Here is a 16,603-nt window from a genome sequence, read left to right as displayed (position 1 = left end):
GATGGTCGACGTCGTCACTTTTGGCTGTCGCCTTAATGCGTTCGAATCGGAGCTGATCCGGCACGAGGCGGAGAACGCCGGCCTTGCCGACACCATCGTCATCAATAGCTGCGCGGTCACCAACGAGGCGGTGGCGCAGGCGCGGCAGTCGATCCGCCGGTTGAAGCGCGAGCGTCCGGGCGCGCGCATCGTCGTCACCGGCTGCGCGGCCCAGACGCAAGCGCAGATGTTCGCCGACATGGCGGAAGTCGATCGCGTCATCGGCAATGACGAGAAGACGCAAGGTGCAGCCTGGCGCGATGCGCGCGCTGCCCTCGATGCAGGCTTTGATGTAGCAGTGAGCGAGAAGATCGCGGTCGCCGACATCATGGCGGTCAGGGAGATGGCGCCGCATCTGCTCGAAGGTTTCCAGAAGGACCTGCCGCGGGTGTTCGTGCAGGTGCAGAACGGCTGCGATCATCGCTGCACCTTCTGCATCATCCCGTTCGGCCGCGGCAATTCGCGTTCGGTGCCGATGGGCGCGGTGGTCGATCAGGTCCGCGCGCTGGTCGAACGCGGCCATGTCGAGATCGTGCTGACCGGCGTTGACCTCACCAGCTATGGCGCCGATCTGCCGGGCGCGCCGAAGCTCGGCACATTGACCCGGCAGATCCTGAAGCACGTACCGGAATTGCAGCGGCTGCGCATTTCCTCGATCGACTCCATCGAGGCCGACCGCGATCTGCTGGATGTGATCGCCGATGATGACAGGCTGATGCCGCATCTGCATTTGTCATTGCAGTCCGGCGACGATCTGATCCTGAAGCGGATGAAGCGGCGGCATTCGCGGCAGGACGCGATCGCGTTTTGCGCGCAGGTAAGGCGGCTGCGGCCGGATATCGCGCTCGGCGCGGACATCATCGCGGGCTTCCCGACCGAGACCGAAGAGATGTTTGCGCGCTCGCAGGATCTGGTCGACGAATGCGGCCTCACTTTCCTGCACGTGTTTCCCTACTCCAAACGTCCGGGCACGCCGGCGGCGCGGATGCCGCAAGTGGCTGGTGGCGAGATCAGGGAGCGCGCGCGTCGACTGCGCGTGACGGGCGAAGCGGCGCTGCGCAAGCGGCTTGCGGCCGAGATCGGTTCAACGCGCCAGGTCCTGATCGAGAGCGACAGGCAGGGACGCACGGAGCATTTCTTGCCCGTCGCGATCAGCGGCGAGACGCCGGGCGCGGTGCGGGCGCTTGCGATCGCCGGGCATGATGGGGCGCGGCTGGTGATTTGATCTCCGCTGTCATCGCCCGGCTTGACGGGGGCGATGCAGTATGCGTCGGCCTGTCGGTGTAATCGCGACCGTCCCTGGAATACTGGATCATCCGCTTTCGCGGATGATGACGGCGGCGTGTGGGGGCCTACTCCCCATTCCAGCCGCACGCTCTCAGCCGCTCGTGCATGTGCTCGGGCGCCGGCGCGACGACGCGCACCGGGTCCTTGTTCTTCGAGATCGGGATCAGCAATTCGCGCGAATGCAGATGCAGGCGCGGTTCGCCAAAGCGCGGGCCGTTGCCATAAATATTGTCGCCGACGATCGGCCAGCCCATCGCGGACGCGTGCACGCGCAACTGATGGGTGCGGCCGGTGACCGGTTCCATCGCGAGCCAGGCGAGACCGTGGCCGCGGCCGAGCACCTTCCAGTTCGTCACGGCTTTTTGACCGTCCGGGTCCGGTTTCTGCCACCAGCCGCGCTCGGCGTTCTTGCGGCCGAGCGAAAGCTCGATCGTGCCTTGCTCTTCGGCGGGGCCGCCCTCGACCACGGCCCAATATGTCTTTGAAATCTTGCCATGCTTGAACAACAGGCCGAGCGAGGCGGTGGCCTTGCGATGCCGCCCAAGGACGAGGCAGCCCGATGTGTCCCGGTCCAGCCGATGAGCCAGCACCGGCGGCCGCGGCAGGCCGAACCGCAGCGCGTCGAACGAGGCTTCCAGGTTGGGACCGCCTTTAGGGCCGCGATGCACCGGAATTCCCGCCGGTTTGTCGATCACCAGCATCAGGCCGTCGCGATGGAGCACGCGGGCCTCGATTTCCGCCGGCGTCAATTGTGGAACATCGTTCACGCGTCGAGACTTTCGTTTGCGGGGCGAAACGGCTAACACACCCTTGCCATGAACGATACCACTGCACCGAAACTGAGCTGGTGGAAGCGGCTCTCGAACGGGTTGAAGCGGACCTCGAGTTCGCTCGGCGCCGCCGTTGCCGGCCTCGTCACCAAGCGCAAGCTCGACCGCGCCATGCTCGATGATATCGAGGATGTGCTGCTGCGCGCCGATCTCGGGACCGATGTCTCGGTGCGTATCGCGGAGGCCGTCGGCGCCGGACGTTACGACAAGGAGATCTCGGCCGACGAGGTCAAGGCCGTGGTCGCGACCGAGGTCGAGAAGGTGCTGGCGGCGGTGGCCAAGCCGCTCGAGATCGATGCGGCGAAGAAGCCCTTCGTCGTCCTCGTGGTCGGCGTCAACGGCTCCGGCAAGACCACGACCATCGGCAAGCTCGCGGCGAAATTTTCCGCCGAAGGCCGCAAGGTGATGCTGGCCGCCGGCGACACCTTCCGTGCCGCCGCGATCGAGCAGCTCAAGATCTGGGGCGAACGGACGAAATCGCCGGTCATCGCCGGCGCGCAAGGTTCGGATTCAGCGAGCCTTGCCTTCAATGCGCTGAGCGCGGCCAGGGAGCAAAAGCTCGACGTGCTCTTGATCGATACCGCCGGCCGGCTGCAGAACAAAGCCGAACTGATGAACGAGCTCGAAAAGGTCGTGCGTGTGATCCGGAAGGTCGATGCCACGGCGCCGCATGCGGTGCTCCTGGTCCTCGACGCCACGGTGGGACAAAATGCGCTGTCGCAGGTCGAGGCCTTTCACCGTACTGCTGGCGTCACCGGCCTCGTGATGACGAAGCTCGACGGCACCGCGCGGGGCGGCATTCTGGTGGCGCTGTCGGAGAAGCACAAATTGCCGGTGCATTTCATCGGCGTCGGCGAAGGCGTCGATGATCTCGCCCCGTTCACCGCGCGCGATTTTGCCAGGGCGATCGCAGGGATCGAGTAATGGACAAGAAAGTACCGCATCCTCTGTTCAAGCTCGCGACCGAGCTTGGCCCGCTGCTCGTCTTCTTCTTCGTCAATGCCAAGTCTAACCTGTTCGTCGCCACCGGCGTATTCATGGTGGCCGTGGTGGTCGCGATCATTGCCGCTTACGTGGTGACGCGGCACGTGCCCTTGATGGCGATCGTCACGGCGGTGGTCGTCGTCGTGTTCGGCACGCTGACGCTGATCCTGCACGATGAGACCTTCATCAAGATGAAGCCGACCATCGTCTACACGCTGTTCGCCGCCATTCTCGGCGGCGGCCTCTTGTTCGGCCGTTCCTTCATCGCGATCATGTTCGACCAGATGTTCAATCTCACCCCGCACGGCTGGCGCATTCTCACTTTTCGCTGGGCACTGTGGTTCCTGGCGATGGCCGTGGTGAACGAGATCATCTGGCGCACCCAGAGCACCGATTTCTGGGTCATCTTCAAGGTGTTCGGCATGGTGCCGCTGACGATGCTGTTTGCCGTCACCCAGATGCCGCTGATCAAGCGTTATCAGCTCCAGCCGGTCTCGCTGGAACGGAGCGAGGCGGAGGCAGGAGACGTGAGCAAAGGGTGAATTATTGCCCGTCATTCCGGGGCGGCTCGTAGAGCCGAACCCGGAATCTCGAGCTTCCGGGTTCGTGCTTCGCACGCCCCGGAATGACGACTACGTCGTCACTTCAGCGCCTTCTCGATCTCGACCTTGAGCACGCTGTCGAGATTCTGCGGCGTCACCGGCCCGACCAGCTTGTAGACGATGGTGCCCTCGCGGCCGACGATGAAGGTCTCGGGCACGCCGTAGACGCCCCATTCGATCGAGGCGCGGCCGTTGGCGTCGACGCCGACAATGCCGAAGGGATTGCCGTAGCGACCGAGAAAGCGACGCGCGTTGTCGGGCGCATCCTTGTAGTTGATGCCGACGAGCTGCAGCCGGTTGTCCTTGGCGAGCTCGGTCAGGAGCGGCGCTTCGTCGTGACATGGCACGCACCAGGACGCCCAGACATTGACGAGACTGACCTTGCCCTTGAAGGCGGCGGGATCGAGCCCGGGCACCTGCGTGCCATCCCTGACCAGCCCCTCGAGCGCGGGCAGCGCGGTCTGCGGTGCCGGCCGGCCGATCAGTGCCGATGGGATTTTCGAGGGGTCGCCGCCATAGAGCCGCAGCAGGAACAGCGCAGCAAGGGCGGCAAAGACCACCAGCGGCAGAGCCACCAGCCAGCGCCGGCTCCGCGGCGCGGTTTCGGCAATCGGTTCGCTCATCATATCTCCGCCGCGCTGCGCCCGGAGCGCCTGACAATGCCGCTGGCCTCGAGTTCGCGCAGCCGCGCCGTCTGCTGGCGATAGTCGAGGATGATCCAGACGATCAGCAGCACCACCACGGCCGTCACCAGCGCGTAGGAGGTGACGATAAAGGAGCTGTAGGGACCGAGCGCTATCATTCACGCCGCCCGCTGGTTGGCCTGCATCATCTGCAGGCTGCGTACCCTGCGGCGCAGGATTTCGTTGCGCATCGCCGCCAGATGCAGCGTGATGAACAGAAGCGAGAACGCGATCGCCATCACGAGGAGCGGAATCAGGAAGGCGTTGTCCAGCGTCGGCCCGCCCATCCGGATCACCGATGCCGGCTGGTGCAGCGTGTTCCACCAGTCGACCGAGAACTTGATGATCGGGATGTTGATCGCGCCGACCAGCGTCAGCACGGCGGCGGCGCGCGCCGCGCGCGAGGGATCTTCAACCGCGTGCCACAGCGCGATTAGACCGAGATACATCAGGAACAGGATCAGCACCGAGGTGAGCCGCGCGTCCCACTCCCAATAGGTGCCCCACATCGGCCGGCCCCAAAGCGAGCCGGTGACGAGCGCAAGGAAGGTGAAGGCGGCGCCGATCGGGGCTGCCGACTTTGCGGCGACGTCGGCGAGCGGATGTCGCCATACCAGCGTGCCGAGCGAGGCGATGCTCATGATGCCCCACACGAACATCGACAGCCACGCGTTCGGCACGTGGATGAACATGATCTTGACGGTGGCGCCCTGCTGGTAGTCGTCCGGCGCCATCGCGGACTGGTAGAGTCCGACCAGGAGCAGGATCGCGGTGGCGCCCGCCAGCCACGGCAGCACCCGCGCGGTCAGCGCGAGGAATTTCGTGGGGTTGGCAAGGTCGATCAGGCTCATGGCTTTCTCTGATAGTCGCGGCCGGCGTCGCAGGCAATTGGCCCAAAACCGTTCGTGAAGAGTTGATTGACCTCAATCCAGCCCGTGCCGCAGGCTGGCGGCTGCGGCAAAAGGCCCGACCACGAAGCTCACCAGCGACAGCGCGCACAGGATCGAGAACGGGGTTCCGAACGGCAGCGGGCCGATAATCGCGGCTTGCGATGCCGCGACGCCGAAAATCAGCACGGGAATCGACAGCGGCAGCACCAGCACGGCGAGCAGCAGTCCGCCGCGGTGCAGCGTAACGGCGAGCGCTGCGCCGATCATGCCGGTGAAGGTGAGCGCCGGTGTTCCCGCCAGGAGCGTCAGCGCCACCGCCAGCGTCGCGCTGCCGTCAAGGTTGAGCAACAGCCCGAGCACGGGCGTCGCTACGATCAGCGGCAGTCCGGCGGCGAGCCAATGCGCCAGCGCCTTTGCCGCGCAGGCGAGTTCCAGCGGCGTCCGGCTCATGACGATGAGATCGAGCGAGCCGTCTTCGTGGTCGGCCATGAACAACCGGTCGAGGGTCAAAAGGCTCGCGAGCAGCGCGCCGAGCCAGAGGATCGCCGGCCCGAGCCGCGTCAGCAGCGCCAGGTCGGGGCCAACCGCGAACGGCATCAGCACGGTGACGGTGAGGAAGAACAGCACGCCGATCAGCGCGCCGCCGCCGACGCGCAGCGCAATCCGGATGTCGCGCCGCATCAGTGCCGAGAGCGCGGTCATGGCGCGCCTCCCATGCGCATCTCCCTGACGTCGATGCCGAGCGCGGTGTGGGTGGCGGCGATCACGATGCCGCCGCCGGCGAGATGGTCACGCATCAGACCGACGAAGAGGTCCTGTCCCTTGGTGTCGAGCGCGGAGGTCGGCTCGTCCAGCAGCCAGACCGGCCGCCGCACGACCAAAAGCCGCGCGATCGACAGCCGTCGGCGCTGTCCGGCCGAGAGATAGGCGGCCGGCAGATGCGTGGCATGATCGAGGCCGACAGAGGCGAGGCATCGGACGGCGTCGCCTGAATCGCCGCCGAGAAAATCCCGCCAGAAGGAAAGGTTTTCGAGCACGCTCAGCGCCGGCTTCAGCGCGTCGCGGTGGCCGAGATAGTGGGCCTGCTCGGCAACCGTCAGTTCAGCCTCGCCGCCATCGAGCGCGATCGATCCTTCCGCGGCCACCAAAAGGCCGGCGATCACGCGGAGCAGCGAGGTCTTGCCCGAACCGTTGGGACCGGTGATCGCGAGCGCTTCCCCTGACGATGCCGCAAAGCCTAATCCGGCAAACACTTCGCGGCCGCCCCGCACGCATCGCAAGTTCTGTCCCGAGAGCCGCATCATGCCCCGTCAACGTCCCGGACTTGCTAGAGCATGATCTCCGCCCAAACGCTCGACGTTTGTCGCGGGGAAAAACCCGTCCCCACTTTTCCGAATCATGCTCAAAAAATCTTTCGCTAGCCGTTGAGAATTTTGGGGTGGCGCAACGCTGCGGCGCGCTCGTCGGTGTGGCGGCGCTTCTAGAAAGATTCTATAAGCCCCGGAACTTGATGCAGCACACCATCGGCCGCCGCAAGCCGGGAGGCCGACCTCGCCGCTGCCGGTAAAAACATACCCTTGCCGGGTATAATGGAATAATTGGGATTTCCTCGCATGACCTCGCTCGACAGCTTCAAATGCCGCAAGACCCTGAAGGTCGGTGGCAAGACCTACGTCTATTACAGCCTGCCCACGGCAGAGAAGAACGGTCTGAAGGGTATTTCGAAGCTGCCATACTCGATGAAGGTGCTGCTTGAGAACCTCCTGCGCAACGAGGACGGCCGCACCGTCAAGAAGGACGACATCGTCGCGGTCAGCAAATGGCTGAGGAAGCGCAAGCTCGAGCATGAAATCGCGTTCCGCCCCGCGCGGGTGCTGATGCAGGACTTCACGGGCGTTCCCGCCGTGGTCGATCTCGCGGCGATGCGCAACGCGATGCAGAATCTTGGCGGCGATGCGGAGAAGATCAACCCGCTGGTGCCGGTCGACCTCGTCATCGACCACTCCGTGATCGTCAACTTCTTCGGCGACAACAAGGCCTTCGCCAAGAATGTGGTCGAGGAATACAAGCAGAATCAAGAGCGCTACGAGTTCCTGAAATGGGGCCAGAAGGCGTTCTCGAACTTCTCGGTGGTGCCGCCCGGCACCGGCATCTGCCACCAGGTCAATCTCGAATATCTGGCCCAGACGGTGTGGACCAAGAAGGAGAAGATGACCGTCGGCAAGAAGACCGGCACCTTCGAGGTCGCGTATCCCGATTCGCTGGTCGGCACTGATTCGCACACCACCATGGTCAACGGCCTTGCCGTGCTCGGCTGGGGCGTCGGCGGCATCGAGGCGGAAGCCTGCATGCTCGGCCAGCCCCTGTCGATGCTGCTGCCCGAAGTGGTCGGCTTCAAGCTCAAGGGCCAGCTCAAGGAAGGTGTCACCGCAACCGACCTGGTGCTGACGGTGACGCAGATGCTGCGCAAGCAGGGCGTGGTCGGCAAGTTCGTCGAGTTCTTCGGCCCCGGCCTCGACTATCTCTCGGTCGCGGACAAGGCGACCATCGGCAACATGGCGCCGGAATATGGCGCGACCTGCGGCTTCTTCCCGGTGGACGCCGCGACCATCGACTATCTGAAGACCTCCGGTCGCAAGGCAGACCGCGTCGCGCTGGTCACAGCCTATGCCAAGGCGCAGGGTCTGTTCCGCACCGCGAAATCGGCCGATCCCGTGTTCACGGAAACCCTCACACTCGATCTCAAGGACGTCGTGCCGTCGATGGCCGGACCGAAGCGCCCCGAGGGCCGTGTCGCGCTGCCGACGGTCGCGACGGGTTTCGCTACCGCGCTCACCAGCGAATACAAGAAGGCCGATGATGCTTCGAAGCGCTATCCGGTCGAGGGGCGCAACTTCGATCTCGGCCATGGCGACGTCGTGATCGCGGCGATCACCTCCTGCACCAACACCTCGAACCCGAGCGTGCTGATCGGCGCCGGCCTGCTGGCGCGCAACGCGGTTGCCAAGGGACTGAAGGCGAAGCCCTGGGTGAAGACCTCGCTCGCACCGGGCAGCCAGGTGGTGGCGGAATATCTCGCCAATTCCGGCCTGCAGGCCGATCTCGACAAGGTCGGCTTCAACCTGGTCGGCTTCGGCTGCACCACCTGCATCGGCAATTCCGGTCCGCTGCCGGAAGAGATTTCGAAGTCGATCAACGACAACGGCATCGTTGCCGCAGCCGTGCTGTCCGGCAACCGCAACTTCGAAGGCCGCGTCAGCCCCGACGTGCAGGCGAACTATCTCGCTTCTCCGCCGCTGGTCGTCGCCTATGCGCTGGCGGGCACCGTGACCAAGGATCTCGCGGTCGAGCCGATCGGCGAGGGCAAGGATGGCAAGCCGGTCTATCTGAAGGACATCTGGCCGACCACGAAGGAAATCAACGCCTTCATGAAGAAGTTCGTCACCGCGTCCATCTTCAAGAAGAAGTACGCCGATGTGTTCAAGGGCGACACCAACTGGCGCAAGATCAAGACGGTCGAGAGCGAGACCTATCGCTGGAACATGAGCTCGACCTATGTGCAGAACCCGCCTTATTTCGAGGGCATGAAGAAGGAGCCGGAGCCGATCACCGATATCGTCGAGGCGCGGATCCTTGCGATGTTCGGCGACAAGATCACGACCGACCACATCTCGCCGGCCGGCTCGATCAAGCTGACGTCGCCCGCCGGCAAGTTCCTGAGCGAGCATCAGGTGCGGCCCGCCGACTTCAACCAGTACGGCACGCGGCGCGGCAATCATGAGGTCATGATGCGCGGCACCTTTGCCAACATCCGCATCAAGAACTTCATGCTCAAGGGCGCCGACGGCAACATTCCGGAAGGCGGAAACACCAAGCACTGGCCCGACGGCGAGCAGATGTCGATCTACGATGCCGCCATGAAGTACCAGGCGGAAGGCGTGCCGCTGGTGGTGTTCGCCGGCGCCGAGTATGGCAACGGCTCCTCGCGCGACTGGGCTGCCAAGGGCACGCGTCTGCTCGGTGTTCGCGCGGTGATCTGCCAGAGCTTCGAGCGCATCCACCGCTCGAACCTGGTCGGCATGGGTGTGCTTCCACTCACCTTCGAGCCCGGCACGTCGTGGCAGTCGCTTGGCATCAAGGGCGACGAAAAGGTCACGATTCGTGGCTTGCAGGGCGATCTCAAGCCACGGCAGATGCTGACGGCTGATGTCACCGCCAGCGATGGCTCAGTGCAGCACGTCCCGCTGCTTTGCCGCATCGATACGCTTGATGAGCTTGATTATTATCGCAACGGCGGCATCCTGCACTATGTGCTGCGCAAACTCGCGGCCTAGAGCATTTTCGGCTCTGATTGAATCAGAACCGAAGCTCTAGATTCTTGCTTTGACGCGTTTTCTTCACGCGAACCGGTCTCCACTTCGCTCGAAAACGCTCTAACGCGGATTTGTGATCAGTGCCTCACTGCTACGTGAATGGCTACAGAAATACGGGCGGCCTATGAAAAAGGCCGCTTTCGCATGTCAGGGGCACACTCTCTAGGATCGTCTCTCATGCCCCGTACAAGTACGGATGGAAATCATCACGATCGGTTCTCACTATGACAGCGATGATGGCCTATAATCGTCTTACGCTTTGGTCCGGTGCGCTCAGCGTTTGCGCCATTATCGCGATCGTTCGACCAGCTCACGCCGATCCGCGTGCAGTCGTCGAACTCTTCACCTCTCAAGGTTGTTCGTCCTGTCCACCCGCCGACAAGATCATCGGCGAGCTCGCCAGGGACCCCAACGTCATCGCGCTCAGCATGCCGATCGACTATTGGGATTATCTCGGCTGGAAGGACACGCTGGCCGATTCGCGCTTCAGTGCGCGCCAGAAAGCCTATTCGCATGTGCGCGGCGACCGCGACGTCTATACACCGCAAGTCATCGTCAACGGCTCGGCGAAGGTGATCGGCAGCGATCGCGCCGGCATCGAGACCGCGATAAAGGACACCGCGACCGAAGGCGTGATGTCGGTGCCGGTGACGATGTCGCTCTCCGGCAAGCAGATCAATGTTTCGGTGGCGGCCAGCAACGGCCCGCGCGTCAAGCATGGCGAAGTCTGGATCTGCTCGATCTCCAAGGCAGTGCCGATCTCGATCGGCCGCGGCGAGAATCGCGGGCGCGAGATCACCTACCACAACGTGGTGCGTAATCTCTTGAAGGTCGGCGATTGGAATGGCAGCGCGGGAAGCTGGACCGTGCCGATCGAGAACATCACGCGTGAAGGCGTCGATGCCGCCGTTGTCTATGTCCAGGATGGCAATCGCGACAAGCCGGGCCCGATGCTCGGCGCAGCCATAACGCCGCTGCACTAGAGCGTTTTCGAGCGAAGTGGAGACCGGTTCGCGTGAAGAAAACGCGTCAAAACAAGAATCTAGAGCCTCGGTTCTGATTCAATCAGAACCGAAAATGCTCTAGGGTTAACGCGAACCCATTGCCATCATTTCGGGTCCGCGAACCCGGGGTCTTGTTCTGTCAGGTTTTGATTCGGGTTCGTGCGGATCACCGAGCGGTGCGATGCAATCGCTTGGCATGCCTCGGAATAGTGTTCGCGGATGGAACCCAAAAAAGAAAAGGACCAACTCTCGTTGGCCCAGTCAAAAGGGAGTTAACTCCCCTGCGAACAGGCCCGATCCCGACGGCCCCGGGGGGCTGGGGGCTGAGGAATCCGGAACCGAAAGGACCGGGCCAACGCAGGATTTCCTTTTCGCAGGGTAGCGGGGCGGGCGCTGGGCGGAAGTGGGGCAGCAATATGATTCTTTCTAACGTTCCTGTGACTCCTGTAACGTCCTTTCCTGACATCGTGGAGCCGCGAACCCTTGCGGCGCTGGCCCGTTAGCGCAATCATGTCAGCCGGATGACAGGAGGCGCTCGATGACATCGATATCGGAGGACACCGATCCAAGCGGGCTTCGCGCCGCGGCGCGGCCCGCCGCCACAGGCCCGATACAGAACCGCGTCACGTTCAATCGTCTCGAACTCAATCGCATCCTCAATCTGTATGGCCGCATGGTCGCCGATGGCGAATGGCGCGACTACGCCATCGACTTCCTGAAGGATCGCGCCGTGTTCTCGGTGTTTCGCCGCTCCTCCGAAGTCCCGATCTACCGCATCGAGAAGGACCCGCGGCTCGCCCGCAAGCAGGGCATGTACAGCGTGATCTCGGCGACGGGCTTGATCCTGCGCCGCGGCCATGAGCTCGAGCGCGTGCTGCTCGTCATCGACCGCAAGCTGGCGATCGTGTAGCGCCGACATCCGGGCTACGAAACCGCGCTAACGCGGCCCCGGATCTTCGGTCGGTACCGTGGCTCCGCCGTCGCCAAGCGGGCGCTGCATCATCACCGTGTCGAGCCAGCGGCCGAACTTGAGGCCGACATTGGGGTGGGTTCCGATCAGCGTGAACCCGGTCTTGACGTGCACGCCGACCGAGCCGGCGTTGGCGGAATCGCCGATCACCGCGATCATCTGCCGGTAACCACGCGCCTCGCATTCAGCGATCAGCCGCTGCATCAGTTGCAGGCCGATGCCGCGGCGATGAATCGACGGATCCAGATAGATCGAATTCTCCACCGTGAAGCGATAGGCCGGACGCGGACGGTAGGGACCGGCGTAGGCGTAGCCGACCGCGCGCCCGTCGAGAAGGGCGACGAAATAAGGAAAGCCGCCGTCGGTCAGCGCCTTGAAGCGGCGCGTCATCTCCGCCAGGTCGGGTGGAACGAGCTCGAAAGTCGCGGTGCCGAAGCGCACGGCATATTCGTAAATCGCGGTGACGGAGGGAAGGTCGGCCTCGGTGGCGGGCCTGATCTCGGCTGCGGACATGGCGGCAGAAGATAGCAGCGGCGGAACCCGGATCAAGGGAGCGCAAACGAAAAGCCCCGGCGGTGAGGCCGGGGCTCCGATCTTTGGTTCTACGGGAGGCGCTTAGTCGCGCTGTCCGAGGAGCTGCAGGAGCAGCGTGAACAGGTTGATGAAGTTCAGATAGAGCGAGAGTGCGCCGGTGATCGCCGCACGCTCGGCTATCACGCCACCCTGCGAGGCATAGCCGTAGATGTAGTCGTTCTTCAGCCGCTGGGTATCCCAGGCGGTGAGGCCCGCGAACACCAGCACGCCGACCACCGAAACGATGAACTGCAGCGCCGAGCTCGCCAGGAACAGGTTGACCAGGCTCGCGATGATGACGCCGATCAAACCCATGAACAGGAACGAGCCCATGCCGCTCATGTCACGCTTGGTGGTGTAGCCGTAGAGGCTGAGCGCACCGAAGGTCGCCGCGGTGATGAAGAACACCCGCACGATCGAGGTGTGCGTGTACACCAGGAAGATCGACGATAGCGAGAGGCCCATCAGCGCCGAGAACACCCAGAACAGGAGCTGGGCGGTCGCGGGCTGCAGCCGGTTGATGCCGGCCGAGATCACGAACACCATTACCAGCGGCGCCAGGATGAACAGCCACTTCAGCGGGCTGACGAACATCGCATAGCCGAACTGCGTCAGATAGGCGCTGCCGAACTTCGCGACCGCTGCGGACGGATCCGCCGTCACCGCCGCCATATAGACGCCGAGCGCGGCCAGACCTGTGATCGCCAGGCCGATGGTCATGTAGTTGTAGATGCGCAGCATGTAGGCGCGCAGACCGGCGTCGACCGTCGCAGTGTCAATGCGACCGGCTACCCGGCCGAAGGGAGAGGCATAGTTACGGTCTAGGTCCGACATTGTCGAATTCCCGTGGTTGTTCCGGTCGCAAAGGATTTTGCGGCGCCGGGTATAAAATCTATCTCAGAAGGCGCGGCCTGCGGACATTAAAATCCGTGTCATCAAACCGTCCATCCGACCCAAGCTGTATGTGGGAAACTAACACAACCCCCGCAAGCTTCCACGCGCGGCTGAATGTCGCTCTGGCCGCGTTTCAAGCGAAAACCGCCATTAACCGAGCTCGTTCCCCGCTTCAAATTGTCACAAATTCCGCAACACTGCGGCAGGCTTCTGGTTCAAGGCGAGCAACGTGCCCGCCAGGCCGAGCCCGACCGTGACGATCAAGGCGGCGACCACCACTGCCGCGGCGCTGCCGGCCTGCCAGACAAAACTCAGCGTCATCAGGCGGGTGACGATCAGCCAAGCGGCGATCGAACCGGCGAACACGCCGAACAGCGCGGTGGCAAAGCCGATCATCAGATATTCGAGCGCATAGGCGCCCAGCAGGCGGGCGCGGGTGGCCCCCAGCGTCTTCAGTATCACCGCATCGTAGACGCGGTGGCGGTGGCCGGCGGCGAGGGCGCCGCCCAGCACCAGGATCGCCGAGATCAGGGTCACTGCGCTGGCGCCGCGGATCGCCAGCACGAGATTGGTGACGACGCTGCCGATGGTCTCCAGCGCCTCGCGGACCCGAACGCTCGTCACCATCGGGAAGGCGTCGGCGACCTGCTTGATGATACGGGCGTCATCGGAAGGCGACGGATGCGCCTCCGTCAACGTCGCCACGTGGCTGTGCGGGGCGCCCTTGAAGGCATTCGGCGAAAACACCAGCACGAAATTGATGCCGAGGCCCTGCCAGTCGATGTTGCGGAGATTGGCGATCTTCGCCGAAATGTCGCGGCCGAGCACGTTGACGACGATCTCGTCGCCGATCTTGAGCCTCAGCCCGTCGGCGATCTTCTTCTCCATCGAGACCAGCGGCGGGCCGCGATAGTCGGCGCCCCACCATTCGCCCTCGACGATCTTCGAGCCCTTGGGAATCTCTCCGGTATAGGTCAGGCCGCGGTCGCTCTGCAGCACCCATTCGGTATCGACCGACGGCTTCAGCTCGTCCGCCTTGACGCCGCGGGCGGCGACGATGCGCCCGCGCAGCATCGGTACCTCCTCGACGGTGCCGTCCGGCGCGGTCTGCTTGAGGAAGGCGCTGAAGCGGTCGGCCTCGGTGGAGGGAATATCGATGAAAAAGAACGATGGTGCGCGGTCGGGCAGGGCGGCGAGGAACTGCTGGCGCAGATTGCCATCGATCTGGGTGATGGTGACGAGCACCGCGAGCCCGAGGCCGAGGGAGAGCACCACCGATGGCGTCAGCGCGCCGGGCCGGTGGATGTTGGCGACCGCCAGCCGCACCATGGTGATGCGACTACGCGGCAGCCGCCGCGCCAGCGTCATCAGGCCGGCGGCGATCAAACGCAACAGCACGAAGACGGCGATGGAGGAGGCGACGAACACGGCCGCCACGCGCTTGTCGTAGGAAAGTCCGATCGCAACCGCGATCAATAGCACGATCACCGCAGCCATCAGCGCGACATAGCTCCAGCGTGGCCGGCGCCATTCACTCGCCACGGTATCTCGGAACAGCGCTGCCACCGGCACGTCGTGCACGCGGCCGAGCGGCCACAGGCCGAATGCCAGCGCGGTCAAAAGACCGTAGACGAACGACAGCGCGAGTTCATCCGGATGCAGCGCCGGGACCACCGGCAGCGGCAGCAGCTTCCCGAGCACGCCGACGATGACGAACGGCAAGGCCGCGCCGAGCGCAAGCCCGATCACCGAGCCGATGGCGGCGAGCATGACCACCTGGGTCAGATAGATCGTGAAGACGTCGCGGCCGGTGGCGCCGAGCGCCTTGAAGGACGCGATGACGTCGCGCCGGCGGTCGATATGGCTCTTGACCGCGTTGGCGACGCCGACGCCGCCCACTAACAGTGCGGCGAGGCCGACCAGAGTCAGGAACTGGGTGAAGCGGTTGATGTTGCGCTCGAGCTGCGGCGAGGCGTTGTCGCGGCTGCGGATTTCCCAGCCGGCTTCGGGCAGCGCAGCGCGCACGCCATCCATGAACGTGGCGGTGGCGCGGTCGTCATTGCCATTGGCCGGCAGCTTCACGCGGTAGATCCAGCGTACCAGGCTGCCCGGCTGCAGCAGCCCGGTTGCATGCAGACCCGCCTCGCTGACGAGGAAGCGGGGCCCAAGGCCAACGCCGCCGGCGAGCTTGTCCGGCTCGGCCTCGATCACGCTGCGGATCTGGAACGTCGCGCCGCCGATGGTGACGTCGTCACCGAGCTTCAGGTCAAGCCGCGCCAGCAAGGTCGAATCGACGCCAGCGCCGAACACGCCGTTGCGTTCGGCCAACAGGTCGGGGGCCGGCATCCTTGGATTGAGCGTCAGTTGGCCGAGCAGGGGATAAAGCCCGTCGACGGCCTTGAGCTCGACCAGCGCCAGCGTGCCTGCGCCATTGCGCGCCATTGCACGCAGCGTTGCCGCGACCGAGACGTCGCCATGTGTGCGCAGGAACGCGATCTCGGCCGGCTTCGCCTCGCGCTGCATCAGGGAAAAGCTGACATCGCCGCCAAGCAGTGTCCGGCCCTCGCGCGTCAGGCCCTCGCTCAGGCTTGCCGCCACCGAGCCGACACCGGCAATGGCCATCACGCCGAGCGCGATGCAGGCGATGAAGACGTAGAAACCGCGCAGGCCGCCGCGCAACTCGCGCAGCGCATACCGAAGCGCAAGCGACGGTGCGCGGCTTGTCGTGGCTGCCTCGACAGCAATGCTCATGTCGAAGACTGTCCGTCGATCCGTCCCGAGCGCAGCCGCACCACGCGGTCGCAGCGCTGCGCCAGCGAAGAGTCGTGAGTGACGAGCACTAGCGTCATGCCGCGCTCGGCATGCTTGGTGAACAGGAGATCGACGATCTGCTTTCCCGTCGCTTCGTCGAGATTGCCCGTCGGCTCATCCGCGACCAGGATCGCGGGATCGGGCGCCAGCGCGCGTGCAAGCGCCACGCGCTGCTGCTCGCCGCCCGAGAGCTGCGCCGGATAGTGGTGCAGCCGGTGGCCGAGGCCGACCGATGTCAGTTCCGCCGCAGCGCGTTCGGCGGCGTCGGGATTGCCGGCGAGCTCGAGCGGCACCGCGACATTTTCGAGCGCCGTCATGGTGGGGATCAGATGGAAGGACTGAAAGACGATGCCAACCTGGCGGCCGCGGAAACGCGCCAGCGCGTCTTCATCCAGCGTATTGAACGGCGTGCCGCTGACCACCACCTCACCGCTGTCAGGACGTTCCAATCCCGCCATCACCATCAACAGCGTCGACTTGCCCGAGCCTGACGGTCCGATCAGTCCGATCGCTTCACCGGATGCCACACGAAGGCTGATATCTTTCAGGATATGAACGCGGGCTGCGCCGGTGCCGAGCGAGAGGTTGACGTTGGAAATGGAAATGGTCTCCGGCGCGACGCCGGAAAGCGAAGAGGGTTCGATGAGACTGTCCATGGCACGG

At 64.1% G+C, this 16,603-nt stretch carries 16 protein-coding genes; 6 read left to right on the top strand and 10 right to left on the bottom strand.

The features are described from left to right. Position 1 precedes the first annotated feature (1 nt). On the top strand, positions 2-1,264 hold the full coding sequence (mtaB, locus tag I6F35_RS16850) for a tRNA (N(6)-L-threonylcarbamoyladenosine(37)-C(2))-methylthiotransferase MtaB (protein WP_225118802.1): 1,263 nt from the start codon (positions 2-4) through the stop codon (positions 1,262-1,264). A 127-nt stretch (positions 1,265-1,391) separates the two neighbouring features. Here the strand turns inward: mtaB and I6F35_RS16845 are convergent, their stop codons facing one another. Beyond that, positions 1,392-2,093, bottom strand: coding sequence for an RNA pseudouridine synthase (locus I6F35_RS16845; RefSeq protein WP_225118801.1), 702 nt, complete (start codon positions 2,091-2,093; stop codon positions 1,392-1,394). Positions 2,094-2,141: 48 nt separating this feature from the next. Between I6F35_RS16845 and ftsY the strand changes: the two genes are divergently transcribed. Next, on the top strand, positions 2,142-3,080 hold the full coding sequence (gene ftsY, locus I6F35_RS16840; RefSeq protein ID WP_225118800.1) for a signal recognition particle-docking protein FtsY: 939 nt from the start codon (positions 2,142-2,144) through the stop codon (positions 3,078-3,080). Then, the gene (locus tag I6F35_RS16835; RefSeq protein WP_225118799.1) at positions 3,080-3,682 is read left to right on the top strand and encodes a septation protein A; all 603 of its coding nucleotides are present in this window, start codon (positions 3,080-3,082) and stop codon (positions 3,680-3,682) included. The genes ftsY and I6F35_RS16835 overlap by 1 nt, the downstream gene beginning before the upstream one ends. Positions 3,683-3,780: 98 nt before the next feature. On the opposite strand, the gene I6F35_RS16830 is transcribed toward I6F35_RS16835, so the two are convergent. From I6F35_RS16830 to ccmA, 5 genes are all read right to left on the bottom strand, one after another. Then, positions 3,781-4,365, bottom strand: a complete 585-nt coding sequence (locus I6F35_RS16830) for a DsbE family thiol:disulfide interchange protein (protein ID WP_225118798.1) — start codon at positions 4,363-4,365, stop codon at positions 3,781-3,783. Further along, positions 4,365-4,544: a heme exporter protein CcmD gene (ccmD, locus tag I6F35_RS16825; RefSeq protein ID WP_225118797.1), complete on the bottom strand. Its 180-nt coding sequence runs from the start codon at positions 4,542-4,544 to the stop codon at positions 4,365-4,367. The genes I6F35_RS16830 and ccmD overlap by 1 nt, the downstream gene beginning before the upstream one ends. Further along, positions 4,545-5,276, bottom strand: a complete 732-nt coding sequence (locus tag I6F35_RS16820; protein WP_225118796.1) for a heme ABC transporter permease — start codon at positions 5,274-5,276, stop codon at positions 4,545-4,547. A 72-nt stretch (positions 5,277-5,348) separates the two neighbouring features. Further along, positions 5,349-6,017, bottom strand: coding sequence for a heme exporter protein CcmB (ccmB, locus tag I6F35_RS16815; protein ID WP_225118795.1), 669 nt, complete (start codon positions 6,015-6,017; stop codon positions 5,349-5,351). Further along, the gene (gene ccmA, locus I6F35_RS16810) at positions 6,014-6,616 is read right to left on the bottom strand and encodes a heme ABC exporter ATP-binding protein CcmA (RefSeq protein ID WP_225118880.1); all 603 of its coding nucleotides are present in this window, start codon (positions 6,614-6,616) and stop codon (positions 6,014-6,016) included. The genes ccmB and ccmA overlap by 4 nt, the downstream gene beginning before the upstream one ends. Positions 6,617-6,928: 312 nt before the next feature. On the opposite strand from ccmA, the gene acnA reads away from it, so the two are divergent. From acnA to I6F35_RS16795, 3 genes are all read left to right on the top strand, one after another. Further along, positions 6,929-9,649 carry an aconitate hydratase AcnA gene (gene acnA / locus I6F35_RS16805; RefSeq protein ID WP_225118794.1) on the top strand — a complete coding sequence of 907 codons (2,721 nt, stop codon included), beginning with the start codon at positions 6,929-6,931 and terminating at the stop codon, positions 9,647-9,649. A gap of 263 nt (positions 9,650-9,912) precedes the next feature. After that, positions 9,913-10,671, top strand: coding sequence for a DUF1223 domain-containing protein (locus tag I6F35_RS16800; protein WP_225118793.1), 759 nt, complete (start codon positions 9,913-9,915; stop codon positions 10,669-10,671). A 559-nt stretch (positions 10,672-11,230) separates the two neighbouring features. Then, positions 11,231-11,602 (top strand): DUF2794 domain-containing protein, encoded by a 372-nt coding sequence (locus tag I6F35_RS16795; RefSeq protein WP_225118792.1) that lies wholly within the window; start codon positions 11,231-11,233, stop codon positions 11,600-11,602. A 27-nt stretch (positions 11,603-11,629) separates the two neighbouring features. Here the strand turns inward: I6F35_RS16795 and I6F35_RS16790 are convergent, their stop codons facing one another. From I6F35_RS16790 to I6F35_RS16775, 4 genes are all read right to left on the bottom strand, one after another. Further along, the gene (locus I6F35_RS16790) at positions 11,630-12,175 is read right to left on the bottom strand and encodes a GNAT family N-acetyltransferase (protein WP_225118791.1); all 546 of its coding nucleotides are present in this window, start codon (positions 12,173-12,175) and stop codon (positions 11,630-11,632) included. 102 nt (positions 12,176-12,277) lie between these two features. Further along, complete coding sequence (locus tag I6F35_RS16785; protein WP_225118790.1) at positions 12,278-13,069, bottom strand: Bax inhibitor-1/YccA family protein; 792 nt, start codon at positions 13,067-13,069, stop codon at positions 12,278-12,280. A gap of 240 nt (positions 13,070-13,309) precedes the next feature. Next, complete coding sequence (locus I6F35_RS16780; RefSeq protein WP_225118789.1) at positions 13,310-15,880, bottom strand: ABC transporter permease; 2,571 nt, start codon at positions 15,878-15,880, stop codon at positions 13,310-13,312. Further along, positions 15,877-16,596: an ABC transporter ATP-binding protein gene (locus I6F35_RS16775; RefSeq protein ID WP_225118788.1), complete on the bottom strand. Its 720-nt coding sequence runs from the start codon at positions 16,594-16,596 to the stop codon at positions 15,877-15,879. Before I6F35_RS16775 ends, I6F35_RS16780 begins: the two co-directional genes overlap by 4 nt. Between the last annotated feature and the right edge of the window lie 7 nt (positions 16,597-16,603).

Source organism: Bradyrhizobium sp. BRP22, assembly GCF_020194175.1.
Lineage (GTDB): Bacteria > Pseudomonadota > Alphaproteobacteria > Rhizobiales > Xanthobacteraceae > Bradyrhizobium.
Note: the sequence above shows the minus strand (reverse complement) of the source record. Positions and strands in the feature narration are given on the sequence as shown.

Coding starts and splice junctions, on each gene's coding strand:
- I6F35_RS16785 (WP_225118790.1), bottom strand. CDS start 13,069: ATGTCGGACCTAGACCGTAACTATGCCTCTCCCTTCGGCCGGGTAGCC.
- I6F35_RS16835 (WP_225118799.1), top strand. CDS start 3,080: ATGGACAAGAAAGTACCGCATCCTCTGTTCAAGCTCGCGACCGAGCTT.
- ccmA (WP_225118880.1), bottom strand. CDS start 6,616: ATGCGGCTCTCGGGACAGAACTTGCGATGCGTGCGGGGCGGCCGCGAA.
- acnA (WP_225118794.1), top strand. CDS start 6,929: ATGACCTCGCTCGACAGCTTCAAATGCCGCAAGACCCTGAAGGTCGGT.
- ccmB (WP_225118795.1), bottom strand. CDS start 6,017: ATGACCGCGCTCTCGGCACTGATGCGGCGCGACATCCGGATTGCGCTG.
- I6F35_RS16830 (WP_225118798.1), bottom strand. CDS start 4,365: ATGAGCGAACCGATTGCCGAAACCGCGCCGCGGAGCCGGCGCTGGCTG.
- ccmD (WP_225118797.1), bottom strand. CDS start 4,544: ATGATAGCGCTCGGTCCCTACAGCTCCTTTATCGTCACCTCCTACGCG.
- I6F35_RS16775 (WP_225118788.1), bottom strand. CDS start 16,596: ATGGACAGTCTCATCGAACCCTCTTCGCTTTCCGGCGTCGCGCCGGAG.
- I6F35_RS16780 (WP_225118789.1), bottom strand. CDS start 15,880: ATGAGCATTGCTGTCGAGGCAGCCACGACAAGCCGCGCACCGTCGCTT.
- I6F35_RS16790 (WP_225118791.1), bottom strand. CDS start 12,175: ATGTCCGCAGCCGAGATCAGGCCCGCCACCGAGGCCGACCTTCCCTCC.
- I6F35_RS16795 (WP_225118792.1), top strand. CDS start 11,231: ATGACATCGATATCGGAGGACACCGATCCAAGCGGGCTTCGCGCCGCG.
- ftsY (WP_225118800.1), top strand. CDS start 2,142: ATGAACGATACCACTGCACCGAAACTGAGCTGGTGGAAGCGGCTCTCG.
- I6F35_RS16800 (WP_225118793.1), top strand. CDS start 9,913: ATGACAGCGATGATGGCCTATAATCGTCTTACGCTTTGGTCCGGTGCG.
- mtaB (WP_225118802.1), top strand. CDS start 2: ATGGTCGACGTCGTCACTTTTGGCTGTCGCCTTAATGCGTTCGAATCG.
- I6F35_RS16820 (WP_225118796.1), bottom strand. CDS start 5,276: ATGAGCCTGATCGACCTTGCCAACCCCACGAAATTCCTCGCGCTGACC.